The organism is Corynebacterium sp. CMW7794 (genome assembly GCF_001563605.1).
Classification (GTDB): domain Bacteria; phylum Actinomycetota; class Actinomycetes; order Mycobacteriales; family Mycobacteriaceae; genus Corynebacterium; species Corynebacterium phoceense.
Genome location: NZ_KQ961781.1, coordinates 120992 through 146331, shown reverse-complemented (window position 1 = coordinate 146331; position 25340 = coordinate 120992). Strand labels below are relative to the sequence as shown.

27 protein-coding genes and 7 tRNA genes are annotated in these 25340 nt (G+C 63.8%); 21 read left to right on the top strand and 13 right to left on the bottom strand.

Annotated features, from left to right (window positions below; all coding sequences use genetic code 11):
• Positions 1 to 49 precede the first annotated feature (49 nt).
• A complete protein-coding gene (locus HMPREF3227_RS12660; protein WP_066492996.1) occupies positions 50 to 340 on the top strand; it encodes a DUF4193 domain-containing protein in 291 nt (96 codons plus the stop codon).
• Positions 341 to 504: 164 nt separating this feature from the next.
• On the opposite strand, the gene HMPREF3227_RS12655 is transcribed toward HMPREF3227_RS12660, so the two are convergent.
• A complete protein-coding gene (locus tag HMPREF3227_RS12655) occupies positions 505 to 1074 on the bottom strand; it encodes a DUF3093 domain-containing protein (protein ID WP_082723332.1) in 570 nt (189 codons plus the stop codon).
• Between the two features lie 45 nt (positions 1075 to 1119).
• Between HMPREF3227_RS12655 and dut the strand changes: the two genes are divergently transcribed.
• From dut to dxs, 5 genes are all read left to right on the top strand, one after another.
• Positions 1120 to 1584: a dUTP diphosphatase gene (gene dut / locus HMPREF3227_RS12650; protein WP_181734599.1), complete on the top strand. Its 465-nt coding sequence runs from the start codon at positions 1120 to 1122 to the stop codon at positions 1582 to 1584.
• A gap of 21 nt (positions 1585 to 1605) precedes the next feature.
• Complete coding sequence (locus HMPREF3227_RS12645) at positions 1606 to 2406, top strand: DUF3710 domain-containing protein (protein WP_066513460.1); 801 nt, start codon at positions 1606 to 1608, stop codon at positions 2404 to 2406.
• Positions 2407 to 2483: 77 nt separating this feature from the next.
• The gene (locus HMPREF3227_RS12640; RefSeq protein WP_082723337.1) at positions 2484 to 3095 is read left to right on the top strand and encodes a DUF3159 domain-containing protein; all 612 of its coding nucleotides are present in this window, start codon (positions 2484 to 2486) and stop codon (positions 3093 to 3095) included.
• A 3-nt stretch (positions 3096 to 3098) separates the two neighbouring features.
• Complete coding sequence (locus tag HMPREF3227_RS12635; RefSeq protein WP_066513459.1) at positions 3099 to 4469, top strand: class I SAM-dependent RNA methyltransferase; 1371 nt, start codon at positions 3099 to 3101, stop codon at positions 4467 to 4469.
• Positions 4470 to 4539: 70 nt separating this feature from the next.
• Positions 4540 to 6450 (top strand): 1-deoxy-D-xylulose-5-phosphate synthase, encoded by a 1911-nt coding sequence (dxs, locus tag HMPREF3227_RS12630; RefSeq protein ID WP_066513458.1) that lies wholly within the window; start codon positions 4540 to 4542, stop codon positions 6448 to 6450.
• 62 nt (positions 6451 to 6512) lie between these two features.
• Here dxs and HMPREF3227_RS12625 read toward each other — a convergent pair whose 3' ends face one another.
• The 3 genes from HMPREF3227_RS12625 to HMPREF3227_RS12615 are packed head-to-tail and all read right to left on the bottom strand — an operon-like array spanning position 6513 to position 9549.
• Entirely contained in the window at positions 6513 to 7430 is a 918-nt protein-coding gene (locus tag HMPREF3227_RS12625) for a S41 family peptidase (RefSeq protein ID WP_066513454.1), read from the bottom strand.
• The gene (locus HMPREF3227_RS12620) at positions 7427 to 8830 is read right to left on the bottom strand and encodes an FtsX-like permease family protein (RefSeq protein WP_066513450.1); all 1404 of its coding nucleotides are present in this window, start codon (positions 8828 to 8830) and stop codon (positions 7427 to 7429) included. Before HMPREF3227_RS12620 ends, HMPREF3227_RS12625 begins: the two co-directional genes overlap by 4 nt.
• Complete coding sequence (locus HMPREF3227_RS12615; protein ID WP_066513449.1) at positions 8827 to 9549, bottom strand: ABC transporter ATP-binding protein; 723 nt, start codon at positions 9547 to 9549, stop codon at positions 8827 to 8829. Before HMPREF3227_RS12615 ends, HMPREF3227_RS12620 begins: the two co-directional genes overlap by 4 nt.
• A gap of 117 nt (positions 9550 to 9666) precedes the next feature.
• Between HMPREF3227_RS12615 and HMPREF3227_RS12610 the strand changes: the two genes are divergently transcribed.
• A complete protein-coding gene (locus tag HMPREF3227_RS12610; RefSeq protein WP_066493009.1) occupies positions 9667 to 10362 on the top strand; it encodes a sensor histidine kinase in 696 nt (231 codons plus the stop codon).
• Complete coding sequence (locus HMPREF3227_RS12605) at positions 10359 to 11003, top strand: response regulator transcription factor (RefSeq protein ID WP_066493010.1); 645 nt, start codon at positions 10359 to 10361, stop codon at positions 11001 to 11003. Before HMPREF3227_RS12610 ends, HMPREF3227_RS12605 begins: the two co-directional genes overlap by 4 nt.
• 131 nt (positions 11004 to 11134) lie before the next feature.
• Here the strand turns inward: HMPREF3227_RS12605 and HMPREF3227_RS12600 are convergent, their stop codons facing one another.
• The 5 genes from HMPREF3227_RS12600 to HMPREF3227_RS12580 all read right to left on the bottom strand — a co-directional run bounded on the left by HMPREF3227_RS12600 (position 11135) and on the right by HMPREF3227_RS12580 (position 15004).
• Complete coding sequence (locus HMPREF3227_RS12600) at positions 11135 to 11758, bottom strand: PIN domain-containing protein (RefSeq protein ID WP_066513447.1); 624 nt, start codon at positions 11756 to 11758, stop codon at positions 11135 to 11137.
• Between the two features lie 4 nt (positions 11759 to 11762).
• Complete coding sequence (locus tag HMPREF3227_RS12595; protein WP_066493016.1) at positions 11763 to 12599, bottom strand: ImmA/IrrE family metallo-endopeptidase; 837 nt, start codon at positions 12597 to 12599, stop codon at positions 11763 to 11765.
• A 2-nt stretch (positions 12600 to 12601) separates the two neighbouring features.
• On the bottom strand, positions 12602 to 12940 hold the full coding sequence (locus HMPREF3227_RS12590) for a helix-turn-helix domain-containing protein (protein WP_197418410.1): 339 nt from the start codon (positions 12938 to 12940) through the stop codon (positions 12602 to 12604).
• Positions 12941 to 13136: 196 nt separating this feature from the next.
• Entirely contained in the window at positions 13137 to 14369 is a 1233-nt protein-coding gene (locus HMPREF3227_RS12585; protein WP_066513442.1) for an HRDC domain-containing protein, read from the bottom strand.
• Positions 14369 to 15004 carry a DUF3000 domain-containing protein gene (locus tag HMPREF3227_RS12580; protein ID WP_066513432.1) on the bottom strand — a complete coding sequence of 212 codons (636 nt, stop codon included), beginning with the start codon at positions 15002 to 15004 and terminating at the stop codon, positions 14369 to 14371. Before HMPREF3227_RS12580 ends, HMPREF3227_RS12585 begins: the two co-directional genes overlap by 1 nt.
• 130 nt (positions 15005 to 15134) lie before the next feature.
• On the opposite strand from HMPREF3227_RS12580, the gene hemQ reads away from it, so the two are divergent.
• Complete coding sequence (hemQ, locus tag HMPREF3227_RS12575) at positions 15135 to 15830, top strand: hydrogen peroxide-dependent heme synthase (protein WP_066513428.1); 696 nt, start codon at positions 15135 to 15137, stop codon at positions 15828 to 15830.
• Positions 15831 to 15871: 41 nt separating this feature from the next.
• Here hemQ and msrB read toward each other — a convergent pair whose 3' ends face one another.
• From msrB to HMPREF3227_RS12560, 3 genes are all read right to left on the bottom strand, one after another.
• Complete coding sequence (msrB, locus tag HMPREF3227_RS12570; protein ID WP_066493026.1) at positions 15872 to 16285, bottom strand: peptide-methionine (R)-S-oxide reductase MsrB; 414 nt, start codon at positions 16283 to 16285, stop codon at positions 15872 to 15874.
• Positions 16278 to 17573: a glycosyltransferase family 87 protein gene (locus HMPREF3227_RS12565; RefSeq protein ID WP_231732363.1), complete on the bottom strand. Its 1296-nt coding sequence runs from the start codon at positions 17571 to 17573 to the stop codon at positions 16278 to 16280. Before HMPREF3227_RS12565 ends, msrB begins: the two co-directional genes overlap by 8 nt.
• 105 nt (positions 17574 to 17678) lie before the next feature.
• Positions 17679 to 17750: transfer RNA gene (locus HMPREF3227_RS12560), tRNA-Val, on the bottom strand.
• Between the two features lie 295 nt (positions 17751 to 18045).
• On the opposite strand from HMPREF3227_RS12560, the gene HMPREF3227_RS12555 reads away from it, so the two are divergent.
• The 6 genes from HMPREF3227_RS12555 to HMPREF3227_RS12530 all read left to right on the top strand — a co-directional run bounded on the left by HMPREF3227_RS12555 (position 18046) and on the right by HMPREF3227_RS12530 (position 18637).
• A tRNA-Gly gene (locus HMPREF3227_RS12555) sits at positions 18046 to 18118 on the top strand.
• 25 nt (positions 18119 to 18143) lie between these two features.
• Positions 18144 to 18215: transfer RNA gene (locus HMPREF3227_RS12550), tRNA-Val, on the top strand.
• Between the two features lie 22 nt (positions 18216 to 18237).
• Positions 18238 to 18310 (top strand) — tRNA-Gly (locus tag HMPREF3227_RS12545).
• A 47-nt stretch (positions 18311 to 18357) separates the two neighbouring features.
• A tRNA-Cys gene (locus HMPREF3227_RS12540) sits at positions 18358 to 18428 on the top strand.
• 24 nt (positions 18429 to 18452) lie between these two features.
• Positions 18453 to 18524, top strand: a tRNA-Val gene (locus HMPREF3227_RS12535).
• Between the two features lie 40 nt (positions 18525 to 18564).
• Positions 18565 to 18637, top strand: a tRNA-Gly gene (locus HMPREF3227_RS12530).
• Between the two features lie 46 nt (positions 18638 to 18683).
• Here HMPREF3227_RS12530 and HMPREF3227_RS14040 read toward each other — a convergent pair.
• A complete protein-coding gene (locus tag HMPREF3227_RS14040) occupies positions 18684 to 19136 on the bottom strand; it encodes an HIT family protein (RefSeq protein WP_077210070.1) in 453 nt (150 codons plus the stop codon).
• Between the two features lie 400 nt (positions 19137 to 19536).
• On the opposite strand from HMPREF3227_RS14040, the gene HMPREF3227_RS12520 reads away from it, so the two are divergent.
• From HMPREF3227_RS12520 to pgsA, 6 genes are all read left to right on the top strand, one after another.
• A complete protein-coding gene (locus tag HMPREF3227_RS12520) occupies positions 19537 to 20082 on the top strand; it encodes a copper resistance CopC family protein (protein WP_066513426.1) in 546 nt (181 codons plus the stop codon).
• A gap of 13 nt (positions 20083 to 20095) precedes the next feature.
• A complete protein-coding gene (locus HMPREF3227_RS12515; RefSeq protein WP_066493029.1) occupies positions 20096 to 20731 on the top strand; it encodes a copper chaperone PCu(A)C in 636 nt (211 codons plus the stop codon).
• Positions 20732 to 20740: 9 nt separating this feature from the next.
• Positions 20741 to 21976 carry a Dyp-type peroxidase gene (locus HMPREF3227_RS12510; RefSeq protein WP_066513425.1) on the top strand — a complete coding sequence of 412 codons (1236 nt, stop codon included), beginning with the start codon at positions 20741 to 20743 and terminating at the stop codon, positions 21974 to 21976.
• Positions 21977 to 22053: 77 nt separating this feature from the next.
• Positions 22054 to 24111, top strand: a complete 2058-nt coding sequence (gene thrS, locus HMPREF3227_RS12505) for a threonine--tRNA ligase (RefSeq protein WP_066513423.1) — start codon at positions 22054 to 22056, stop codon at positions 24109 to 24111.
• Positions 24098 to 24709: an HIT family protein gene (locus HMPREF3227_RS12500; RefSeq protein WP_369799447.1), complete on the top strand. Its 612-nt coding sequence runs from the start codon at positions 24098 to 24100 to the stop codon at positions 24707 to 24709. Before thrS ends, HMPREF3227_RS12500 begins: the two co-directional genes overlap by 14 nt.
• A complete protein-coding gene (pgsA, locus tag HMPREF3227_RS12495) occupies positions 24702 to 25328 on the top strand; it encodes a phosphatidylinositol phosphate synthase (protein ID WP_066493038.1) in 627 nt (208 codons plus the stop codon). Before HMPREF3227_RS12500 ends, pgsA begins: the two co-directional genes overlap by 8 nt.
• The last annotated feature ends 12 nt before the right edge of the window (positions 25329 to 25340 follow it).

Genomic DNA, 25340 nt, shown 5'->3' with positions numbered 1-25340 from the left:
CGATAAAGCTAGAAAAAGTCCCCACCTAACCCTGTAAGGATTGACCATCATGGCTACCGATTACGACGCACCGCGCCGCCGCGCGGAGGACGAGGAAGAGACCGACTCCCTGGAGGGTCTCAAGGCCGCTGAGGCCGAAAACAATGGCATGGACGACGACGGCGAGATTGTGGAGCCCTTCGCGCCGCCGATGGATGACCTCACCGGTGAGGAGCTCAACGTCGAGGTCATCCCGCGCCAGGAAAACGAGTTCACGTGTGCCTCGTGCTTCCTCGTGCAGTCCAATAAGCGTCTGTCCCATTACGAAGGCGACGACCCTATCTGCATGGACTGCGCTTAAAGCGTACAACTGCGCAAGCCCGGCCTCCTGCCGCTGCCTTTGGGGCGGCGCGGTGGGAGAGCCGGGCTTTGTGCTGTTGTGATGCGGCGCAGGCGAATACGTTGTTCCTGCCGAGAATTCTGCTGCGATCGTGCACCGGGAGAAGGTCTTCGACAGCAACCCGGTTAGTCCAGCGTGGACGCCGCCTGCTCGGCTTGGGCGGGCACGAAGGCCTCGAGGACCTCACGCGGATGCTTCGTGGCGATGAGCCAATAGGGCGTGTCGTCCTCGGGATCATCGAGGACGAGCATGACGTGCTCCTTCATCCAGCCCTTCGTGACGAGGAAGGCCGCGGGGTCAAGCTGCGGGCCGAGCGCGTTGCGGCGGGCGGTGGAGGGGATGGCGAGAGAGCGCGAGACGACATCGGAAGGCAATTGCGCACCCTTGACGGTGAGCCAGCGCGAGCCGTCTGGGTCCTTCTCAACGCGCAGGACGGTGCCGGACCACGCGATGAGCACCCACACGCCCAGCGCGGTGAGGACGGCGCCAATGATGTAGAGCCACATCGGCGCGCGGTTCAAGCTGAAGGTGGCGGTGGCCACGAAAATGACGATGGCGCCGTATAGCCAGAAGTACCACGGCACCCAGAACCGCTCCTGGTAAAGGACAGTGGGGGCAGGAGTGGGCGAGTTTTGCGAATCAGACACGGAATCAGACACAAGGGACAGTCTACGACAGTCCAACTTAAGTTCCATCTCCCGGTGGGGTCGCGGGGCGCGCGGGGCGGTAGGCTGGGGCCCGTGACTTTTACTACTTCGCAGGAGCCCATCGCCGATATCCGCGTCAAGCGCCTTGACCCCGAGCTGCCGCTGCCGCAGCGCGCGCACCGCGGCGACGCCGGCGCTGACCTTTATGCCGCCGAGACCGTGACGCTCGAGCCGGAGGAGCGCGCCCTTATCGGCACCGGCATTGCCATCGCTCTGCCGCTGGGCACGGTAGGCCTTATCCACCCGCGCTCGGGCCTGGCCGCCAAGCACGGCCTGTCCATCGTCAATACGCCGGGTACAGTGGACGCTGATTACCGCGGCGAGCTCAAGGTCTGCCTCATCAACCACGACCCGCGCGAGGCCTTTACGGTCGAGCGCGGTATGCGCATTGCCCAGCTCGTTGTCCAGCGCGTCGAGTTGCCTGGCTTCGTGGAGGTCGAGGATCTCGATGCAACCGAACGCGGGGCCGGCGGCTACGGCTCCACCGGCGTGAACTAGCCCGACTCTGAGGAGAAAACTATGTGGCCTTTTAGCAAGAAATCCGAGCCTGGCGATGCCCCCTCGGCCGAGACCCCAGACACCTCTGCGACCCTTGCGGCTGCTGGCGCCGAGTCTTCGGCCGCCTCGCAGCCGGGCGTGCAGATTGTCACCATCCCGCACGATCCGGTCAATGGTGCGAATGGTCCCTACGACGGCGACCAGGTCGACATCGAGTCTTTTGACTTCAAGGATTTTTCGGTGGGCATCCTCGACTTGGGCTCCATGCGCATTCCGCTGCCCAAGGATTCGCAGGTGCAGGTGGAGATGGGCCCGGAAGGCCCGAAGATGCTCCATATCGTGACGCGCGTGGGCCGGATTACGCCGGTCGCATTCGCCGCACCGCGCTCGTCGGGCCAGTGGGCCGAGGCCGCGCGGGACTTGCTGCGCGGCATCGAGAAAGATGGGCTCACAACCTCCGTCGAGGAGGGCCCGTGGGGCAGCGAGGTACTGGGCCATAGCGATAGCGGCGTCATTCGCATCGTGGGCATTGAAGGCCCGCGCTGGATGCTGCGTCTTACGCTCGCCGCGCCGGCGGGCATGGAAGATGAGCTCGCCGTGCTCGGCCGCGAGGTCGCCGCGCGCACGTTCGTCTACCGTGGCGACGACCCAGTGCTCGCCGGCAACTCGCTGCCGGTGGTCATGCCGGCCCCGCTCGTCGAGGAGATGCAGAAGGCCATGAAGCAGCGCGAAGAGGCCCAGAAGGCCGAGGCGAATAAGCAGCCCACCGATGCCGAGGCACAGGCGGCCGCACAGCTGCGTGAACTGAAAGAAGACAATTAGTGGCAGATCATTCTACTGAGCGTCCTGTCGACGAGCCCGACGACGCTCCCGAGGGCGAGCCCACGCTGCTCGAGCAGATGGGCGGGCTCACGGGTCTCGTCTCGGCGACGCTGCCCGTCGTCGTGCTGATCCCGGTCAATAATCAGTGGGGCTTGGGCCCGGCGTTGCTCGCCGCGCTCGGCGTGGCGCTCGTCATCACGGTGTGGCGCATCATCCGCAAGGAGACGTTGCAGCCGGCGATCTCGGGCCTGCTGGGCGTGGCGCTGTGCGCGGCCATCGCGTGGTTTACCGGCGACGCGAAGGGCTACTTCCTGTACGGCATCTGGGTCTCGCTCGTGCTCGCGGTGCTGTCCATCGCTTCTATCATCTTCCGCTGGCCCGTCGTGGGTGTGGTGTGGAAGGGCATCAACGGCGAATCCATGGTCTGGCGCCAGGTGCCCAAGGCCATGTGGGCGTACTCCTACGCCACCGCCGGCTGGGCCGCCGTGTTCCTCGCGCGCTTCCTCGTCCAAAACGGCATGTACAACCACGGTGACACCACGACGCTGGGCGTCACCCGCATTCTCATGGGCTGGCCGCTTACCGGCCTGGTCACCCTGCTCACCATCTGGATGGTCCGCCGTGCCAACGCTGCCGTCGAGGCTGCAGGCCTCGTCGAGACTCCAGAACCTGCCGAGAAAGAGGCATAATTCATGGCTTCCGCAGAAACACCCGAGCTCGCCAAAGGCGACACCATTCGGCTCACCGTGGAGCGCATGGCCCACGGCGGCGAGGGTATTGCCCACGCCGCGGACGGGCGCACCATCTTCGTCGCGGGCGCGTACCCGGGCGACACCGTTGACGCCGAGCTCACGCAGCTGAAGAAGCGCTTTGGCCGCGCCCGGCTCGTCGACGTTGTCGAGGCCGGCCCGCTGCGCGTCGAGTCTTCGTGCCCGGCTGCCGCGGCCGGCGCTGGCTGCTGCGACTTCGCAACGCTCGACCCGGAGGCCGAGCTTGGCCTCAAGGCTGACGTCATGCTCGACCAGCTTCGCCGCCTGGGCAAGCTCACGGACCTTCCGGACCCGCAGCTCATCGACGTGCACCCGCGCCGTGGCTGGCGCACCCGCGTCCGCTTGGGCGTGGACGCCCAGGGCCGCGCGGGCCTGCGTAAGCGTGGCAGCCACGACCTCGTCACGGACGTGGCCTGCACGCAGCTGGCCCCGGGCCTCGTTGACGGACTCGTGGGGCCGGGCGCCCAGCGCTTTACGCCGGGCTCCGAGGTCATCGCCGTGCTCGACGCCGATGGCGTGCGCCACGTCGTGGAGACCTCCAAGCCGCCGCGCGGCCAGCGCGTCGAACGCGTGGAGCGCGTCCTCGAGGGCTCCGGCACCGTCCGCGAGACCGCCGATGGCCACGACTTCCGCTTCCCAGCCACCGCCTTCTGGCAGGCGCATACCGCGGCCCCGGATACGTACGCGAAGCTCGTGCGCAACTGGCTGTCTGTCGCGGATGTCGACGGCGCGTATGCGGATCTGCCGTACCCGGATTCCAAGCGCGTGGCGTGGGACCTCTACGGCGGCGTGGGCGTCTTCGTCCCCGCGCTCGCCGAGACCCTAGCCACGACCGCGCCCGGCCTGCCCGCCGGCGCGACCTCCGTGCTCGACGAGGAGTTCGACGCCGATATCGACGCGGACTCGGAAGCCCCCTCGGGCCTCGAGGTCACCGTCGTCTCCGTCGACTACTCGCCGGCTGCGGCGAAGGCACGCCAGGACGCGCTCGCAGACTACGACGTGGAGCTCCACAACGACCTGGTAGAAAAGGCCATCGACCAGCTGCCCAAGCCCGATGCCATCGTGCTTGACCCGCCACGGACGGGCGCGGGTGCCGAGGTTGTGGAAAAGGCAGCATCGGCACGCCCGGGCGCTGTGGTGCACGTGGGCTGCGACCCTGCGACCTTCGCGCGGGACTTGGCGACGTGGCGCGAGCAGGGCTACGCCGTGCGCCGCCTCGCCGTCATCAATGCTTTCCCGGGTACTCACCATATGGAGGCGCTGGCATTCCTGGAACCCGCCGAGTTGTATTAGTCTCCCGCGTGCCTGAACGGGTAACGTGAAGAGAACCCATTGTTTTCCAAGAAGAGGTAGAAAGCACTCCATGGCACTGTTGGATCTGGTGAAATCGCCCCGCGATTTGAAGAACTTCACCCCGCAGCAGCTGGGTCAGCTCGCGGACGAGGTGCGTGCGCTGCTCATTGAGAAGGTCTCCGCCACCGGCGGTCACCTGGGCCCAAATCTGGGCGTCGTGGAGCTCACCATCGCGCTGCACCGCACCTTCGACTCGCCCAATGATGCGATCGTCTTCGACACCTCGCACCAGTCCTACGTGCACAAGATGCTCACGGGTCGCGCAGACCAATTCGATACGCTGCGTCAGAAGGGCGGCCTGTCCGGCTACACCGACCGCGGCGAGTCCGAGCACGACTGGACGGAATCCTCGCACGCCTCGGCGGCGATTTCCATCGTGGACGGCCTGTCTAAGGCATTTGCGCTCAAGGGCGAGGGGCACCGCAACGCCGTGGCCGTGGTCGGCGACGGCGCTTTGACGGGCGGCATGTGCTGGGAGGCGCTCAATAACCTGGCGACGACAAAGTCGCGCAACGCCGTCGTGGTGGTCAACGACAACGGTCGTTCCTACTCGCCGACGATTGGTGGCCTGTCCGAGAACTTGTCCTATATCCGTGCGCAGCACGGCTATGACGAGCTCATGGAGCACGGCAAGAAGCGTCTCAAGCAGCTCGGTTGGGTAGGCGAGCGCGCCTTCGATGCCCTGCATGCGATGAAGGAGGGCATCAAGTCCACCGTCATGCCGGAGGAGATGTTCCCTGAGCTGGGCATGAAGTATATCGGCCCCATCAACGGCCACGATATCGATGCGCTCAACCACGCGTTCTCCTATGCCCGCGATTACGAGGGCCCCATCATCGTCCACTGCGTGACGGAGAAGGGCCACGGTTTCGCGCCGGCCGTCAACGAGCCGAACGACCAAATGCATTCCACGGGTGCCATCGACCCGGTCTCGGGCGTAGCACTCAAGGAATCGCAGCCGGGCTGGACCGCGGCATTCTCGGAGGAGCTTCTCGCCGCCGGTGCGCGCCGCGATGACATCGTGGCGATCACCGCCGCCATGGCTGGGCCCACGGGCCTGCAGCCTTTCGCGGATAAATACCCGGAGCGTTTCTTCGACGTGGGCATCGCGGAACAGCATGCCGTGGCCTCCGCTGCTGGTCTCGCTTTGGCGGGCCTGCACCCGGTCGTGGCGCTCTACTCGACGTTCCTCAACCGTGCCTTCGACCAGCTCGTCATGGACGTGGGTCTTTTGGGCATGCCTGTCACGCTCGTGCTCGACCGCGCGGGTGTGACGGGCTCGGACGGTGCCTCGCACAACGGCGTGTGGGACATGGCTATTTCGTCCATCGTCCCGGGTATTCGCGTGGCGGCCCCGCGCGATGGTTTGCGCCTGCGCGAGCTCTTTCAACAGGCCATCGAGGTCGACGACGGCCCCACGGTCGTGCGTTTCCCTAAGGGCAACCTGCTCGAGGACCAGCAGGCCGTGGACACCTTGGCCGACGGTGTGGACATCCTCCACTACAGCGACAACAAGGACGAGGCGTCGCCCGACGTGCTGATCGTGTCCATCGGCGCGATGTCGCAGCGCTCTCTCGATGCCGCCGCACTCCTCGAAGCCGAGGGCGTCAACGTCACCATCGTCGACCCGCGCTGGGTTGTGCCGGTCCCACAGTCCGTCATCGGGCTCGCCGGCGACCACGACCTCGTGGTGACGATTGAGGACGGAGTGATGCGCGGGGGCATTGGTTCCCTGGTCTCCGAGGCTTTGAGCGCCGCCGAGGTCGACACCCCGCACCGTCGCCTCGCGTTCCCGAATATGTACCCGAAGCACGCTTCGCGCGGCGAGCTCCTCCAAGAGGTTGGCCTCGACCCGGCTGGCATCGCGGAGTCGATTATGGGATGGTGTTCGGATCTGACCGAGGACCCTGACTCCGAGTAGGAATTTTTATCCGACGAAGGCCCCAGATCTGTGGTGTTCTGGGGCCTTCGTCGGCGTAAAAGTCAGCGGCACACGTCGTGGAGCCAGCCATCGAGCTCGCTCAGCGGCGCGTCCGGGGCGATGGGGTCTTCAGCGAATTCCTCGCCGGTGCGGGCGACGTCCTTGGCGACGGTGAGCATGAGCGAGCGGCCGTCGGGGTAGTCGATGACCACGTTCGCTGACGCGTAGCCCGCGGTGGGCTCGCCGAAGGTCTGCACGTTGTCTAGACCGCGGAAGGCCAGCAGCGTTGCCTCGCCTGACGATGCCGTCTCACCATCGGTGAGCACCGCCACTGGCAGGTCCAGCTTGCCACCGGAGGTCGTGGTGGGCGTGCCGCCGCCCGCGACGTAGTTACCATCGACGGTGACGGGAGTCTTCCGCGAGCGGGACTGGAAGTAGAGCGCCGGACCGTCAGGGAGCAGGGGACTGAGTCCTGCGAGCATGGGTCCCATGTCGCCGCCGCCGTTTCCGCGCAGGTCGACAACGGCGGCGCAGGCGGGGGCATCGGAAAGCCCGTGGGCGAGCGTGTCGGCGTAGGCTTGGCCGTCGTCGAAGCGCCCGATGCCGGGCACGGTGGCCCAGACAACGTTGTCGCGCAGTTCCACCTTCGGGTCGGTGCGCGGCATGGATTCCTCTTCTCCGCGGGTGAAGATGGTGGAGTGCTTGCCGCCGGCAGCTGTGATGGCGTCCTCGATTCGGGACGAATCCTCTTTCGCTGCGTCGTAGGCTTGCTTGAACTCGGGCGAGTCGGCGTAGAGACCTTGCATGGCGGCGGCGTCGAGCATTGCCTTGTTGATGCGGGACTCGGAGGCGCCGAAAAGGAAGACGGGCTTGCCTAGGTACGCGGCGCCGACCGACGGGCCGAAGACGTAGACGAGCGCGAGGGCTGCAACGATGAGCACCGCGAGAACGGCACCGGTGATTTTGAGTGCGAGTTTCATTCGTGGCGCCCCCCAGAGGCCAGTACGCGGGAGCGCAGGGGCTCGGCAGCGAGTGCCGCGATGAGGGTGATGCCCCAGCCGGCGCCGAGGAAGCTCAGCGCCATGAGCAGGCGGCCGGCAATGTCGACGTCGCTGCCCATGGAGGAGAACATGACAAACGCGAATGGGGCACCGAGGGCAAAGCCAAGGAGGCTTACGCCTACAGCCGGGCCCGAGATCTCGATGAAGTTCACGGCGGTGTGGAATCGACGCGGCACTCCCATGAGCTGAAGCGAGCGCGAGAGTTGAGCGCCTTCAAAGGCGGCGCTTGCCTGGCCCAGGAATATGGACAACCCGGTGAGGATGAAACCGAATAGCAGCGTGAGCAAGGCACCTGTGGAGACGTCCTTGAAGAGGGTGAGAGTACCGCCCTCCTCGCTCATGGCGAGCGTGAGGTTATCCTGCTTCAGCGGCGAGCAGACGAGGTAGCCCGCGAGGAAGCCGAAGAAGGCGAGAGAGGCCACCCGGCGCCAGGCACGCTTGCCGTTCGTGGCCACGCGCTGCCATGCGACAAAATGCGCGGTGCCCGGAAAGCGGGAAACGATGTGGCCAGCCACCTGCAGCAGGTAGGGGGCCACGAAATTGATGCTCAGCACGACAAGCAAGAGCAAACCGATCATTCCGGCGATGGCTGCGATGGCGGCATCGAAGTCGAAGTTGCGCACGATGACGGCGACGACGGCGACGAGAAGGACGAATGCGATAAGACGCCAGTACTTCAGCGCTGGCGGAGTCGAGCGGCGTGCCACGCCGAGGGGGCTCACGCGGACGCGTTGCATGCCCACGAACGCAGCGCCGAGCGCGAGGAAGAACAGCGTCGCGGCGACTGCGAGGTAGCCCCACCATGGCAAGAGGATTTCGCGGAGCTCGACGGGACGGTCCTGGAACTCAAGGTTGGTGAAGACGGGGGCAAGCAACACGCTACTGGCGAGGCCGAGTGCTATGCCGATGACGGCCTGGATTCCGGTCTCGATGACCGTCATGCGCGTGACGTCGCGGGAGGACAGTCCGAGCAGTCGCAGCGTGGCGAGGCGGCGCTCGCGGCCGGAGGCGCCGAGGACGGCGGCCTGGGCGGTGAGACTAAACAGGGCGGGAACGATAAACGCGCACGCGAACATCGCCAACGTGAACCACAAGTAGAGGAAGCCCGGCTCGTTGCCGTAGGTCGCGCGCATCGATTCAGTGATGAGCTCAGGGTGGTGGGCGCGTACCCAGAACATCCATGTGCCACCCGCGACGAGAAACGCAGCGGTCGAACCCACGGCGATGGACAGGATGGACAGGAGCGATAGCGTGCCCGTGCCCGTGCGGGCATGCAGTGAGGCGCGATGCAGTTGGAAAGTGAGGGTTGCCGTGCTCATCGTGCGCCTCCCTGTGCTGCAGCGGGCGCTCCGATACGCACGCCGCCCACGAGACGGTCGTCGTGGACGAGGCCGTCGCGGATCTCTACGCGGCGTTCCATCCAATCCGCGACCTTGGGGTCGTGCGTAACCATGACGAGGCTCGCGCCCGACTGGCGGACGATGGTGGTGAGCATCTGCATGACCTCATGGCCGGTGGACTGGTCAAGAGCGCCCGTCGGCTCGTCCGCGAAGACGATGGACGGTTCAGCGGCAAGCGCGCGAGCGATGGCGACGCGCTGGGCCTGGCCGCCCGAGACGTCGCCCGGACGGCGCATAGCCAGACCGCCCAGACCCAGCTGATCGAGCAGCGCCTGCGCGCGCTTGCGGGCCGCGCCGCGCGAGGACCCCGTGAGCATGGCCGGCAGCGCCACGTTATCGACGTTGGTGAGCTCCGGAAGGAGCTGGCCGTCCTGGAAGACGAAGCCGAAGTGCTGGAGACGAAGGCGGGAACGGGCGGCATCGGAAAGCTGGGCAATGTTGGTCTCGCCGAAGAAGACGGCGCCGTCCGTGGGCGTGAGCACGCCCGACATGCAATGCAGCAGCGTGGACTTGCCGGAACCCGAGGGGCCCATGACGGCGACGGTTTCGCCGGGCTGGATGTCGAGGGAAATGCCGGAGAGGACTGGGCCTTGGCCGTAGTCCTTCGTGATGTCATGAAGTGAAAGTGAATGTGTCATGGTTCTAATTTCACAGGTTAAGGCGCACAGATTGAATGGTGCCACCGCTAGAGTTCGCGGTAGTGCGAGCTCTACCCCCGCCCGCCACGGCTGGCGCCATGGTTATGATCGGAGGCGATGTTTAAGCGAAAGACCACCAACGAGGAGCGCCAGGCTGCGGAGATTGCCCGGCTCACGGCCTCACGCCGCGCGATTGCGGACGCCTATGAGGTTGAGCGCCAGCGCATCGAGCGCGACCTCCACGACGGGACGCAACAGTACCTTGTGGCGGCGTCCATCAAGCTCGGTGAGGCTTCCTTGGATCTTACTGGGGAAGCCGCCCAGTTGGTCGCGTCGGCGAAGAAAGACCTTGACGCGGGACTTGCGGCTCTGCGGACGACGGTGCACGGCATCCATCCGCAGGTGCTCAAGGACCACGGGCTGGTGGCCGCGCTTTCCGATGTCGCCTCCTCCTACGGTCCGCACGTTTCCGTCTTTGCGCCGCACCCGCTTCCTTCGCTGTCGCCGTCCGTGCTCGCGGCCGGATACTTCTTCGGGACGGAGGCATTGACGAATGCGGCGAAGCACGCGCCGGGCGCGCCCGTGACGGTGCTCGTGACCTCGGATGCGGATCTGCATATCTCAGTCGTGGACGAAGGCCCGGGTGGCGCGGCCGTCGTGCCGGGCCAGGGGCTTGCAGGCATGGCGCAGCGATTGGAGGCCTTCGGCGGCGCGTTGACGTTGTCCTCGCCTCCAGGTGGGCCGACGCGTGTGGCGTGTTCCATTCCGTTGCTGTTGGACCGTGGGGCTTCTGGACTGGGAGGTGTGCGATGAAGATCGTGTTGGCGGATGACTCGGCGCTGTTGCGCGAGGGCGTGGCCGGTCTCTTGGAGCGCCGAGGCCACGAGATCGTGGGCCAAGCCGCGACGGCGCCCTCGCTTATCGAGTTGGTGAAGACGGGCCCGTTGCCGGACATCGTGGTGACGGACGTGCGGATGCCGCCGAATATGGCGGACGATGGCCTGAAAGCGGCGGTGTCTCTGCGACGCGAGTTTCCGTCGCTGGCAGTCATGGTGCTCTCGCAGTACGTGGCGCCGGCCTATGCGGTGGAACTCTTCGACGTGGACACGGCCGGGACGGGCTACCTCCTCAAAGATCGTGTCTCCGAGGTCGCGGACTTTCTGTCGAGCCTTGAGGTCGTGGCGCAGGGCGGCACGGTCATCGACCCGACGGTCGCCAAGGCACTTATGGCCTCGGGGCGCTCGGGGCTGGCGGAGCTCACGCCGCGCGAGCGCGAGGTGCTCGAGCTCATGAGCCAGGGAAAATCGAACAAGGAGATTGCTTCGGCGCTGGTGCTCTCTGCGGCGGCGGTGGCCAAGCACGTGTCCAATATCTTCCTCAAACTTCGGCTCGACCCGAAGGAAGACAACCGGCGCGTGAAAGCGATTCTGGAGTACCTGGCGGCGCGGCCGTAGTTCCTTGCGAAAATTGTGCTCAGAATCGCGATAGCGGATCGATTTTCGGCAGGAACGAGCGAATACGTTTCCTTACTTCGAGTAGTACTCCACGGCCTTCGGCGGCAGGCTCGATCGCGTGGGCTAAGACATTAACTCCATGTGGAGGGAGCGAGTAACTGAGTATGTGTGATGGGAGGTAATCCGTCGTCCAGGCCACGTAGGCGTTCGTAGAGCTTGCGCATCGTGGCTTTGTCCGGAATGTGCGTGGAACCAGCCGCTCGCTCTAAGACAGTCAGGGTGGTGATGAGGTTCAGGTTTCCGAAATTATGCCCTGCAGCACGCAGCCTTTCGAGGCGAGCCTGCTGGAAAGCGAGGAGTTGCTGTCCGGCGCCGTCATCAATGAGAACCGTGACCGATTTTCCTTGTTCGGCGAGCACGACGGCGTGCGCGATGACTATCGTTTCGCCGAGGTCTTTGCTGATTGTGAAACGGTCAGCGAGCGACATATCAGAGATGCGTGAGACAGCAGCAGACAACTCATCCGTAGCCTCATCAGATAGGACTTCCAAGTACTGTGAGGAAGATAGTGTCTTCCATACGCGGTACGAACGCTCAAAACGCGCATCCTGGCGCGCTTTCCGTTGGATTTCCTCACCGACGATGGCCGGCGCCGAGAGCGGGCCTAGTGTAGCAATGAGCAGACGTTCTTTATTGATAGAAAAGAAATTGAGCCCAGGTCCGGCATCTAAAATGGGACGAGAATGTGGGGTCAAGGGGCTATTCCTTATCGTCCTCGAGTTCTGCTGGCCAGTCGGAAAAGTCGACTTCGACATTGTGTATTTCGTTTGCAGAAGTTTCACGGACGAGCGGGGGAGTTGGCACGATGCCAGCGTCTTCCAGTTCTTGACGTGCTGTGTCTGCGTCGATGCCGCGGAGGGTGGCGATTGTCGCGACCGTGACCACGCCTGCTTCGTAGCCGCGGACAGCAGCAGCAAGCAAGCGCTGCGGGACACGTGGACATTGGGACTCGATTTGCAGCGAACGGTAGTGGTCGATCCACCCGAATCGTGTTGCCCAAGCACTGGTAGTAGTCTTCATCCACACCTTTTTGGTTTCTTCGGAGATGAACCCCGCAGAACATAACGCGATGGAGGCTAAAGAAGGCGAAACTCGAAAATCCTGGATGACTTGTGAAAAGTCGATGGGATCCAGGTCACCAGTGGGAGCTCCAAGTAATTCCCGGAGACCGTCGACAGGCAGGAGGAAGTGGCGTGCAAACGCATCTGCTCGAATTTCGCTGGGGCTTCGATTCGAAAGCTGGTCGGCCTCGCGTGTAGACCAGTCGCGAAATAGTGCATGGGCGAGCTCATGGGCAAGTGAGCTGCGCTGGCGCATGAAGTTCGGCGTACATGCCACCGCTATGAAGGTGACGTTGCGCTTTGGGTCCCACATTGTGAGTCCATGTTCGTTAGGGTCATCGACCTTGACGACGGCGACCTGGTGGCCCGTAGTTTGCTCGATGAGCGTCGCTAGATCACCGAGTGGGCCGTTGCCGAGATGATGCTCGGAACGGAAATGAGCAGCTGCTGCTTGCGCTTCTGTTTCGTTTGACACGCCTATTGCTCCGCCTGGAATCCTTGGTCCGTGAGGTAGTCGTTGATTTCAACAAAAGAAATGAGCTTATCGCGGAGCGTAGTCATCGTAGACCCGTTGGTTGAGCGCGCCGCGTACTGAACTCGTGCGGGAGCATCGCTCGTGCCGGTAAGAAGACCCACGGTGGTGCCGGTGGCGGCAGCAATACGGACGAGCTCGGGCATGGTAGCCGTGCGGGTGCCGTTGACAATACGCGATAGCGTGGACTGCGCAAGCCCAGTGCGGTCTGCCAGTGCTCGCTGTGACAGCTGAGCGCTGACGAGGGCCTCATTGATGCGTGCCCCCACGGCGCGGGAGTCCATGGTCATCTCCGTTCTGAATCATGCAAGGTTTCTTTGATTCAGGTTACTGCTAGATCAAGTAAAAGTCCAGTAGAACAGGGAAAAGAAACACGATCCAAGCATTGGTATTAGTGATCCGGCCTTGCCGGAGAGGGTTCCTGCCGAAAATTGTGCTCAGAATCGCGATAGTGGATCGATTTTCGGCACGAACCGGGGGTTAGCGGAAGAGGGCGCGCTCGAGGATGGGCGTGACGAGCTGGATTTGCCAGTCGCGGCAGTCTTCGTCGCGCAGGAGGGACGGGATGTCCTCAGCGCGGCTAAGCGTGCCGGCGAGGTCGCTGGAGAAGCGGGGCTCGCCCAGCGCAGCCCACACGGCGGCGCGGACCGCAGAGGTCTTGATGATGGTCTCGGGCTGCATGACAAGGTCGTCCGCGAGGACGTCGATCTCGGCGCGGATGTCTTGGTAGACCTCCCAGAGTTCGGGGTAGTCGCGTGACCACGTGGACTTGCCGGGCACGGGAGCCAGCGAACGGTCAGGGCGCGGGAATGTCGAGGGGTCGGCGCGCAGGGCGGTGTCGAGGACCGTGAACCAGGCCTGGGAGGCGCCGGCGCGGCGGCGAGGGAATCCACGGGTGCGGCGGAGGGCTTCCTCGGAGCGCGGCAGGGAACGAGCGACTTCGAGAAGCGCCTTGTTCGCGAGAATTTTGCCGGGCGCGATGTCACGCGCGCGGGCTTGGCGGTCACGGTGCGTCCACAGGGCGCGGGCAGCGGCGAGCTGTGTGGGCGTGCGCAGGCTGCCGATGCCCCGTAAGCTCGTCCAGTCTGGCTCCGGCGGCGCGGTGATGGAACGGTGTTCGTCCACGATATGGGCGAATTCGGCGTTAGCCCAGCCGAGCTTGCCTTCCTCGGCGAGGATATCGGCGAGCTTACGGCCGAGTTCGAGGAGAAGCTCGACGTCGAGGGCGGCATAGGCAAGCTGGTGGGCGGGGATGGGGCGTGCGGACCAGTCCGCGTCGCCGTATGCCTTCTCGAGCTCGACGTCGAAGAGCTCCTCGAGCATGGCGCCAAGGTTCGGGTGGTCGAAGCCGGCCATGCGGGCGGCGAGTTCCGTGTCGAAGATGGCGCTGGGGTAGAGACCGAGCCAGGCGAGGCAGGGAAGATCGCTAGGTGCGGCGTGCATGATCCAGCCCTGGTTGTTGAGCACGGGGGCGAGCGCTGTGGTCAGCGCGTCGCGACCGCCTTCGGGATCGAGGAGGACCGTGCCGGAGCCTGCGCGGCGAATCTGCAGCAGGAAGGCGCGGTCGTCATAGCGGAACGCGGAGGCGCGCTCCGTGTCGATGGCAAACGGGCCGGAGCCCGCCGCAAGCCGGTCCGCGGCGCGCTGGAAGGCGGCTGGGGTCGCGGCGACGGGTGGGATGCCGTCCGCGGGCCTATCGAGAAGATGGGACATTAGCCGCGCATAAGGTCGGTGACGCCCTCCGGCGGAAGGCCGGCAACATTGGCGAGGACCTTGGCAAAGGCCTCCACGTGCGAGGAGAGATCGATGCCGTCCGCGGTCCAGGAGGCGCGCATTTCCATCTGGTGGGCGCGCGGCGGGCCGCCGATTTCGCCGAAGCGGACAGACGCCGTGGACGTCACGGTGCCGCCGAGGTTGGTGTACTCGGCGTGGCAGGCAGACAGAGACTCGGTGAGCCATTCCCAGGCGACATCGGGAAGCAGGGGGTCAGAGGCGACCTCGGAGTCCATGTCGGCCTGGATATAGGCGACAAGGCGCATAGAGCCGGTCCACGACTCCTCCGCGGCCGGGTCGTGGAGCAGGATGAGGCGACCAAAGGCATCGCCCTCGGAGTCCTGCGGAACGACGTCGAGGTCCTGATCGCCCACCTCGAGGCCAATCGCGTGGCTAAACGGCGCCAGCTTCTGCGGCGGACGGATGGTGCCCAGCGTGATCTCGGGACGCATGCGCGCGGCGTGCATGGACTCGACGGCCTGCGTGAAGGCGGCGGGGGTGCCGGACTCGCGGGGGGCATCGGCAGGCTCGGTAGGGCGGAGCTCTGTAGGCTGCTGCGAATTAGTTGGGGTCACGGGGGATAAACCTAGCCGGTGGGTGAGGCTGGGGGTGTGAGGCGCGCCGTGTGGGGTGGAAAGGTGCGCACGGGGCGGTATCCAACTTAAGATGGACTGCGTTCAACCTTTTTACTTTCATGGAGGATTCATGGCCAAGCTTGATTTCGAGGAGCTCAACTCCCGTCAGCAGTACTCGCAGCATGCGGTTTTCCGCGTCTACCCGGGCGCGCTGGGCGCCGAACGCGATGAGGCTATCGCACAGGCCCAGGCCTTCTTCGCTGGTTTGGATGAGGCGATCACCGTTCGTGGCATCTACGACCTGTCCGGCATGCGTGCATCTGCCGACTACATGATCTGGTGGCACGCGGAGGAGTTCTCCGATATCCAGAAGGCGTTCGCGGACTTCCGCCGCGAGACGACCCTGGGGCAGGTCTCTGAAGTCACCTGGGTGGGCAATGCGCTCCACCGCCCGGCCGAATTCAACCGCTCGCACCTACCGTCCTTCATCATGGGCGGGGAGCCGGGCGAGTGGATTGCGGTCTACCCGTTCGTGCGTTCCTACGACTGGTACACGATGGACCCGCAGGAGCGCCGCCGCATCCTCGTCGAGCACGGCAAGCAGGCGCGTAACTACCCCGATGTGCGCGCGAACACCGTGCCGGCCTTCGCGCTGGGTGACTACGAGTGGATGCTCGCGTTCGAGGCCCCGACCCTCGACCGCATCGTTGACCTCATGCACCTAATGCGTTACACCGAGGCGCGCCACCACGTGCGTGAGGAGATTCCGTTCCACACCGGCCACCGCGTGGCGGATGTGGCGGATCTGATTAAGATTCTCCCGTAAAACGATGTGAAGGGCCGCACCTCGGTGGTGCGGCCCTTGTTTTATTTTTCTACCGGCTTCTCTTCGAGATTCAGGCAGATGGAATTAATGCAGTAGCGCAGGTCCGTGGGCGTGTCATAGCCTTCGCCCTCAAAGACGTGGCCCAGGTGCGAGTTGCAGTTGGCGCAGCGGACCTCCGTGCGCACCATGCCGTGGGAGGTATCCGTGTGCTCGACGACCTTTTCGCCCGCGAGCGGGGAGAAGAAGGACGGCCAGCCGCAGTGGGACTCGAACTTCTCAGTGGAGCGGAACAGCTCGGCACCGCACGCGCGGCAGGAGTAGACGCCCTCCGTGGTCGTGTTGGTGTATTCGCCGACATGCGGCGGTTCCGTGCCCGCCTGGCGCAGGACGTAGAACTCCTCCGGCGTGAGGCGCTTCTTCCACTCTTCGTCCGCGATCAGCTTGAAATCAGTCATGGCGCGATTCTACGCGCTCATGGGCCCACCATCCCAAGGCTGCGGCGCTTACACCGATGATAACGAAGGCCCATCCCGCGGTGCCCGCGAAGAAATTCATCCACCGTCCCGCGTCTGGCCACTGCACAGAAGTCCACGACATGGGCGCGAGACACAGCACGGCGCCGAGCCACGGCAGCCACGTCTCCAGCGCGTTGCGGCGCGCGAAAATGGTGAATAAAAGGGGCGCGATCCACATGGAGTAGTACTGCTGTCCGAGGCTTGAGAGGAAGAACACGCCCACGAGGACGAGCGGAGCCGTGGTCATAGCCCAGAGCGCGACGTCGGTGTGGCGGCGCCTGAGGAGGGCGATGAGTCCGGCGGCGACTATGAGCGCCATGCCTGTCCAGACTGTGTAGTAGAGTCCGCTGTTTAGCTGGAAGTAGGCGTTGACGCCGGGCCACGAGGAGTTGGCGTAGTCGCGCGTGGTTCCAAGGTAGGGGAGAAGCTTGCCCGTGAAGTCTTCCGTGCCGGGCACGAGCGGCCAGGCAATAACGTTGGTCAGCACCGGCACGCCGATGCCGCCGACGAGGCCCTTCCAGTCCAGTTTGACGATGTGCAAGGCAAGTAGCGGTGCAAACTGCGGCTTGACGAGGATGGCAACGCCAAGGACGAGTCCGGCAAGCCACATCTTTTTTGTCTGGCCTTGTGCGCCCCTGATGAACAGGTAGAGCCAGCCGGTGAGCAAGAGGAGAAGGACGCCGTTGATATTGGAGAAGGTCAGCGTGTTGGTGACAGACTCGGTGGCACATGCGAGAGCGATGGCGATGGGGAGCGTGGCGCCGCTTAAGGGTTTGTTAACGAGTCTGGTGAGGAGTGCTAGTGCGACGATGATGCACGCGGCGTTGGCGAGGATGAACGCCATGCGCGCGGCCGTTGGGTTATCCGCGAGGCCCAGCGGTGTGAGCAGAAGCGTGGCGCCGGGGTTGTAGAGATAGAGCGGATCGACCTGGTCGTAGGCCTGTGCGTAGACGGAGTCGCCAGCCAGCATGCGGCGGACGGCGGAGTAGACCGTCGTGAAGTCGTCCGTAGGGGAGCCGTTGACGGCGCTGATGAGAATCCGGTGTGCGATAAGGACAAGTGCGAGCGGCCACGCGGCGGCGCGGAGGACGCGGTGGCTGATGCTTGGTGCGGCTGTCTCGGGCCCGTCATTCTGTGAGGCCGGGGCGGCCGGCTCGCCGAAGCTGGGGGCTAGGGCGTGCCGGGCGGTAAACAGGCCGTCGATTCTCGCGCGCAGGGATTTATTCACGTGTGTGGATTCTAGGGAATAGGCGCAGGGAACATGGGGTGCCACACGGAGTACGGGCAAGCAAAAACCCCGGTTGCGAGGTGAACTCGCCGCCGGGGCTGATTGTGGTCCTAGTTGGGATTGAACCAACGACCTTTCCGGTGTGAACGGAACGCTCTCCCACTGAGCTATAGGACCTCATTGGGTACAGGAGAAAAATAGCACGCTCCTGTGTGCGGTACCTAATCGGCAGGTCGGGGTGAAATCGTGGCGCGGATCGCTGGGCTGCGTCGTGTTCGAGTGGCCGTGACGGTGTCGTGTTGTGCTGAAATGACAGTGGTGTCATTCGGGTGCGTGTCTCGGGTGCTTGGGGATGAGTGAAACCCGCGTCTGAACGGGCGATTTGGCAAACTGTGGCTCCAAAGGATAATGTTTCTACTCGCACCGCACAGTGTTGTTAATTCTTACATCAAAACATCACATCGCAGTGCATGCGGATGTAGCGCAGTTGGTAGCGCATCACCTTGCCAAGGTGAGGGTCGCGAGTTCGAGTCTCGTCATCCGCTCAGGTTCTTTTATGAACCGAATCCCGCGCGATTAGCTCAGCGGGAGAGCGCTTCCCTGACACGGAAGAGGTCACTGGTTCAATCCCAGTATCGCGCACAGAAACCCCCGGGTTTCGAATGCGGATGTAGCGCAGTTGGTAGCGCATCACCTTGCCAAGGTGAGGGTCGCGAGTTCGAGTCTCGTCATCCGCTCAGGTACTTCTCTTCTTTGAGAGTGTACTGTTGAGGCGGTAAGCCACGGTGGAATGGCCGAGTGGTGAGGCAAAGGTCTGCAAAACCTTGCACACGGGTTCGATTCCCGTTTCCACCTCAAAGTCTTCACGTGAAGATGCCCGCGCGATTAGCTCAGCGGGAGAGCGCTTCCCTGACACGGAAGAGGTCACTGGTTCAATCCCAGTATCGCGCACACGGACTTTTAGTCCCAGAAACCGGGCCTGGTTTCGAATGCGGATGTAGCGCAGTTGGTAGCGCATCACCTTGCCAAGGTGAGGGTCGCGAGTTCGAGTCTCGTCATCCGCTCAGTTTAAAGCGTCGCCCTACGGGGCGACGCTTTTGCGTTGTGGGTCTAGACGCGTAACCGTGCACGGAGACCTGCTCGCATTGAGTCGAGTTTCTTTGGCGATGGTCGATGGACATCGTCATACATTTCTTCTGGCGGGACCCACCACACCGGTCCTTTCCCAGACATCCCGTGTCCACCCATGTCGCCATTGCGGCGTGGGAAAAGGTGCCAGTGAAGGTGGGTATCGCCGTTTCCGAGGAGTTCGTAGTTCATTTTCTCGGCGCCAAAGGCTGTGGTGACGGCTTCCGCGACAACGGACATCTCAAAGAGGAATTGGGAGCGGAAGTCTGGCTCAAGGAGGAACAGCTCCGTGTCGTGGAGCTTGCAGAGAAAGAGCGTGTAGCCGTGGAAATACTGATGATCGCCGAGCACGACATACCCAGTATTGAGTTCTGCAACGAAATAGGGGTTGCGACCTTGTTTGATGTCGTCGATACGTGCGCAGATTAAGCACATTGGATGTCGTCCCTCTCGCTGGGGCCTCTCTGTTCAGAGGCATCTGGATTCTTTGACGTCATAGTACTGACTGAATGTGCGCGGAATGTGAGAATGACGTCCGTTTCCTCTAGCGGTAGTTCGGTGCGGCATGAAGCTGGGGTGTGGAAAATTTTCGCCGAGAAGATGCCCGAAATCGGTGGTGCGGAAGTGCTTTCTCGGCGAAAACTACAGTGGCGGCGCAAAGAGCCCGCGAAAGTGTGACGTTCATCTTTGTTGGGAACCAATGGCAGCGAGGCAACGACTATCTGGGTATCGCGCGCTGGTCCCGAGGCGGAAAGCTGTGGGGGTAGGCGGCGGCGATACGATGTGATAATTGCACGGATACCTTCCGCACTTTGAGACAAGGAGCATCACCTTCATGAGAATTCTTCGTTCGGGCCTTCGTTCGAGTGCAGCAGCGCTCGTCGCGGCAGCGGCACTCGCAACGGCACCGGTTGCTCAGGCCCACGACTCAGTGGTGGGCGGCAACGTGGTAAGCGATGCGCCGCTTGAAGAGTTCCCAAAGGAAATCACGCTGGAGTTCTCCGCGATTCCGCGCGAGGGGTTCAATACCTTCGCGGTGACGGACACGAACTCGGGCGACGTGATCTTCGATGCGGAGCCGACCGTGGACGGCCGCGAGCTCACCGTGGAGACGCCGGAAGGCGTGAACCCGGGACCGGGCCACTACCAGGTGGGATTCCAAATCACGTCCTCGGATGGACATGCAACGCGTGGCTCGGTGCCGTTTGACGTTGCTGGCCAGGCGGCTGGTTCCTCCGAGGAATCCACGACGGGCGATCCGGTCGCGGATGCGGCGCAAAATGCGTCGACGCCGTGGAAGTGGATCATCGCCGTGGGGGCGGTCCTTGCAGTTATCGCAGTACTCATCCTCTTCGCGGCAAAGTCTCGCCGTAATGATTAAGAAAGGCACGTTCATGCTCAATACTCGTACCGTCCTCGTTTCTTCCGTCGTCGCCGCGGCCCTCGCGCTTGCGGCATGCTCGCCGGCGCAGGAGAACGACTCGGCAGAGAAGGTGGACACTGCATCGTCCGCAGCGGCAAAGGCTAGCGCGGACAAGAGCGCTGAAGCAGGTTCTGAAGAGCACGCCATGGGCGACATCCACATGCACGACGGCGTCGTGCGTGAGATGGCCGCGGACTCGGATATGACCGCCATCTTCGGCGAGATCCACAACGGCTCGAATAAGGACATCCACGTCACGGGCTTCACCACGTCCATTGACGCCAAGATGAACCAGATTCACGAGGTCGTCGACGGTGTCATGCAGGAAGACACCGATGGTCTCATGATCCCGGCCGGCGAGTCCGTGACCCTGGCCCCGGGTGGCCAGCACCTCATGCTCATGGGTGTTGCCGAGCCGGTCATGGCTGGCGAGGAAGTCGACGTCACGCTGGAGCTTGAGGACGGCACGACCGTCGACCTGGGCGCGCAGCCGGTGCGTTCCATGAACGCCGGCGAGGAGGGCTACCAGGACATGGAAGGCGGCATGGCCGGAATGTCGGAGATGCCAGGGATGGCGGACATGTCCGAGCACGACCACGCCCACTAAGGACTAGCAATGACACATGCGCAGTTGGGACGCCGCGAGCTCATGGCCGGCGGCGCCGTCGCGGCAAGCGCGCTCGTGGTGGCGAGCTGTGCCCGCGGTAAAGAAGCGGATCCGGTCGGTCAGGCAACGAGTGGGGAGAAAGGGGCATCGGTAAGCGGTGCCCCGCTTGCGGATGCCATTGTGCCTTTTGATGGCGAGCACCAGGCGGGCGTGCAAACGCCCTCGCAGGCGCACGTCAACCTCGTCGGATTTAACCTCAAGGATGGGGCGGGGCAGCGTGGGGCGCGCAACCTGATGCGGCTGTGGACCGAGGACGCGCGGGCGTTGTGCACGGCGGAAACGCCGCGCGGATCGCTCGAGCCGGAGATGACGCAGACCCCCGCGAACCTCACGGTGACGTGCGGCTGGGGCGAGTCTTTCTTCGCAAAGATTGGTGCGCAGAAGCCGGAGTGGCTGGGCGACGTCCGCTCGTATACGAGGGACAAGCTGCGCCCTGAATGGGGCCAGACGGATGTCGTGCTACAGATTTGTTGCGACGATCAGCTCACGGCCTCGCACGTCCTGCGCCATATGGTGCGCTCGGGCGCGTCGTATGCGGACGTGGCGTGGGTGCAGCAGGGCTTCCTCAATGCTAACGGCTCGTTGGAGGACGGGGAGACCCCGCGCAACGTGTTCGGCCAGAAGGACGGGACCGTCAATCCCAAGACGGACGCGGACTTTGGCGAGCAGGTATGGATTGAGGATGGGCCGTTCAAGGGCGGCACGGCGATGGTCGTGCGGCGCATCAATATGAACATGGAGACGTGGGAGGAAGTCGACCGTCATGCGCGGGAGATTTCCATTGGCCGCACGTTGGATAACGGTGCGCCGCTGTCGGGCACGGAAGAAAACGATCCGGTGGACCTCGAGGCGCGCGACAAGTACGGGTTGAAGGCTATTGACCCGACGTCGCACGTGGCGCGTGCCCATCCGCCGGCGGACCATCCGGAGCAGGTCATTTTGCGCAGGCCGTATAACTTTGACCTGGCGCCCTCACCGGAACGGCCGGGGGAATTGTCTAACTCCGGGCAGATCTTTATCTGCTTTCAGAAGAATCCGCGCGAGCAGTTTGAGCCCATTCAAGCGCGCCTGGATGAGCTCGATCAGCTCAATACGTGGATTACGCACGTGGGCTCGGCGATGTACTACGTGGTGCCCGGTACGCAGGGCGGTACTAGTTGGGGAGAAAACCTCTTAAAGGGGTAGACTTATTCGCTGTATCTTGACCTTTAGCGGGGCTGGCCAGGTATGCCCGTCCCGCGTGAGCGCATAAGGAGCGCGACATGGCGGAAATGATCCCTGCTGTACCGGTGAACTACGAGCCCGTGACGGTCCCGGCCGGCACTCCGGTGGGCCAGGCCCTCAAGGACTTGCCGAACAAGGGCCCGGAGGCCGTTGTGGTTGTCCGTGACGAGAGCGGCATGCTCTTCGACCTCTCCCACACCCCGGAGACGGACACCGTGTTCACGCCGGTCGCAGCGAGTGAGGAAGACGGTCGCGCCGTCATCCGCCACTCCACGGGTCACGTCATGGCGCAGGCCGTGCAGGATCTTTTCCCGGGCACGAAGTTGGGCATTGGCCCGGCCATCGAGAACGGCTTCTACTTTGACTTCCAGACGGCCGAGCCGTTTACGCCGGAAGACCTGAAGAACATTGAGAAGCGGATGAAGAAGATCATCAAGTCCGCACAGCGCTTCGAGCGCCACACCTACGCCTCCAACGAGGAAGCGGAGAAGGCGCTGGCCGAGGAGCCGTTCAAGCTCGAGCTCGTGGTCGACAAATCCAACGTCGACCCGGATTCGGACGAGGCCGCCGAGGTGGGCGCGGGCGATCTCACGCACTACGACAACGTCAACCCGCGCACGGGCGAGGTCGAGTGGTTCGACCTGTGCCGTGGGCCGCACGTGCCGACCACGAAGTACATCCCGGCCTTCGCGCTCACCCGTTCTTCTGCCGCCTACTGGCGTGGCGACCAGAACAATGCCGGCCTGCAGCGCATCTACGGCACGGCCTTCGAGTCCAAGGAGCAGCTCGAGGCGTACCAGACCATGCTGGAAGAGGCGGAGAAGCGCGACCACCGCCGCTTGGGCCAAGAGCTGGACCTGTTCAGCTTCCCGGACGAGATTGGCTCTGGCTTCCCGGTGTTCCACCCGAACGGCGGCATCATCCGTCTGGAGATGGAGGAGCACTCCCGTCGCCGCCACATCGCGGCCGGCTACGACTTCGTCAACACTCCGCACATCACGAAGGGCGACCTCTTCGCCAAGTCCGGCCACCTAGACTTCTACAAGGACGGCATGTTCCCGCCCATGCAGCTCGACGGCGAGACGGACGAGGAAGGCAACGTCACCAAGCAGGCGCAGGATTACTACGCCAAGCCGATGAACTGCCCCATGCACAACCTCATCTTCGCGTCGCGTGGTCGCTCCTACCGTGAGCTGCCGCTGCGCCTCTTCGAGTTCGGTACGGTCTACCGCTACGAGAAGTCGGGCGTTATCCATGGCCTCACGCGTGCCCGCGGCTTCACGCAGGACGACTCGCACATCTACTGCACCGAGGATCAGCTCGAGGAAGAGCTCACGAGCGTGCTCGAGTTCATCATCTCGCTGCTCAAGGACTACGGCTTGGACGACTTCTACCTGGAGCTGTCCACCAAGGACCCGAATAAGTTTGTGGGCTCGGACGAGATTTGGGAGCGCTCCACGGAGATCCTGCAGCGCGTCGCGGAGCGTTCGGGCCTCGAGCTCGTGCCGGACCCGGCGGGTGCCGCGTTCTACGGCCCGAAGATTTCGGTCCAGGCGCGTGACGCTATTGGCCGTACGTGGCAGATGTCCACGGTGCAGCTCGACTTCAACCTGCCGGAGCGTTTCGAGCTGGAGTACACCGCGCAGGACGGCACGAAGAAGCGCCCGATCATGATCCACCGCGCGCTCTTCGGCTCCATCGAGCGTTTCTTCGGCGTGCTGCTTGAGCACTACGCCGGCGCCTTCCCGGCCTGGCTGGCGCCGCACCAGGTCATCGGTATTCCGGTCGCGGACGATTTCGCGCCGCACTTGGAGAGGATCATGGAGCAGCTGCGTGCCCGCGGTGTGCGCGCGACTGTCGATACCTCGGACGACCGCATGCAGAAGAAGATCCGCAATCACACCACGGGCAAGGTGCCGTTCATGCTCCTAGCCGGTGCCCGCGATGTCGAGGCCGACGCCGTGTCCTTCCGCTTCCTGGACGGCACGCAGGTCAACGGCGTGCCGGTGGGCCGCGCGGTCGATGTCATCGAGGACTGGATCCGCTCGCGCAACAACGAGCAGCCGTCTGAGGGAAACATCGGTGCCCGCGTTTAAGCCTTCCGATGCCGCCGGTTCGGCCGACGTGCCCGCGGGCGAGCCCGCTCACGCGGGCACGTACGTTGACTCCGGCGTAGGCACGCCCGATCGCTTGGAGCGTCTGTGGGCGCCGTTCCGACAGGCCTACATCACGGACCCGGGACGCACGTCCACGGATCCCTTCGTCGAGGCGCCGAAGAAGTCGGACGAGGACGCGCTCATCATCGCGCGCGGCGAGCACGTCTATGCGTTGCTCAACCTGTTTCCGTATAACGCGGGGCACCTCATGGTCGTGCCGTACCGCAAGGAATCCCAGCTGGAGAACCTGACGGACGCGGAAACGGCTGAGCTTATGGCCTTCGCGAAGAAGGCTGTGCGCACGCTCAAGCGCGTCTCCCGGCCGGAGGCCATCAACGTCGGCTTCAACCTGGGTAAGGCCTCGGGCGGCTCGGTGGGTGACCATCTTCACCTGCACGTCGTGCCGCGCTGGGCGGGCGACAGCAACTTTATGACTATCATCGACGGCACGAAGGTTTTGCCTGCGTTGCTGAGGGATACCCGCGCGGTGCTCGCCGCAGGGTGGCAAGAAATCGAAGAGGAAGACAAGCATGCTTAGTGTGCATGGCCGCAAGCCGGCCGCCGTCGTGGTGGAACCCGTCGCCAAGACATTTCTCAAAATGGGGCTCACGCCCAACGTCGTGACCGTGGTGGGCACGGTGGTCACCATCGCGATCGCCGTGGTCCTCATCCCCACGAACCATCTCTTCGCTGCCGCCATCCTCTCCGGTCTCTTTGCCGCGTTCGACATGCTCGATGGCACGATGGCCCGCATGACCACGGGCGGTTCGCGTTTTGGTGCGACCCTCGATGCGTCGTGCGACCGCATCACGGACGGCGCACTGTTTGCCTCCATCGTCTACTGGTTGGTTTACGTGGACCACGCGAGCTCGTGGACCGTGGTGGCGTGCCTCATCGTTCTCGTGTGCTCGCAGGTCATTTCGTATATCAAGGCGCGCGGAGAGGCGAGCGGTTTCACGATTGTGGGCGGTCTCATCGAGCGCCCCGAGCGCCTCATCATCGGTCTCGTGGGCGTGGGCTTCGAGGGCCTCGGCATCCCGTACTCCATCGAGGTCGCCCTGTGGATCCTCGTGGTCGGTTCCATCTGGACCGTTATTGAGCGCATGCTGCAGGCCCGCCGCCAGGACACGAAGGCACGCTTTAAAGAAGACCTCTAGAAAGGCCGGACA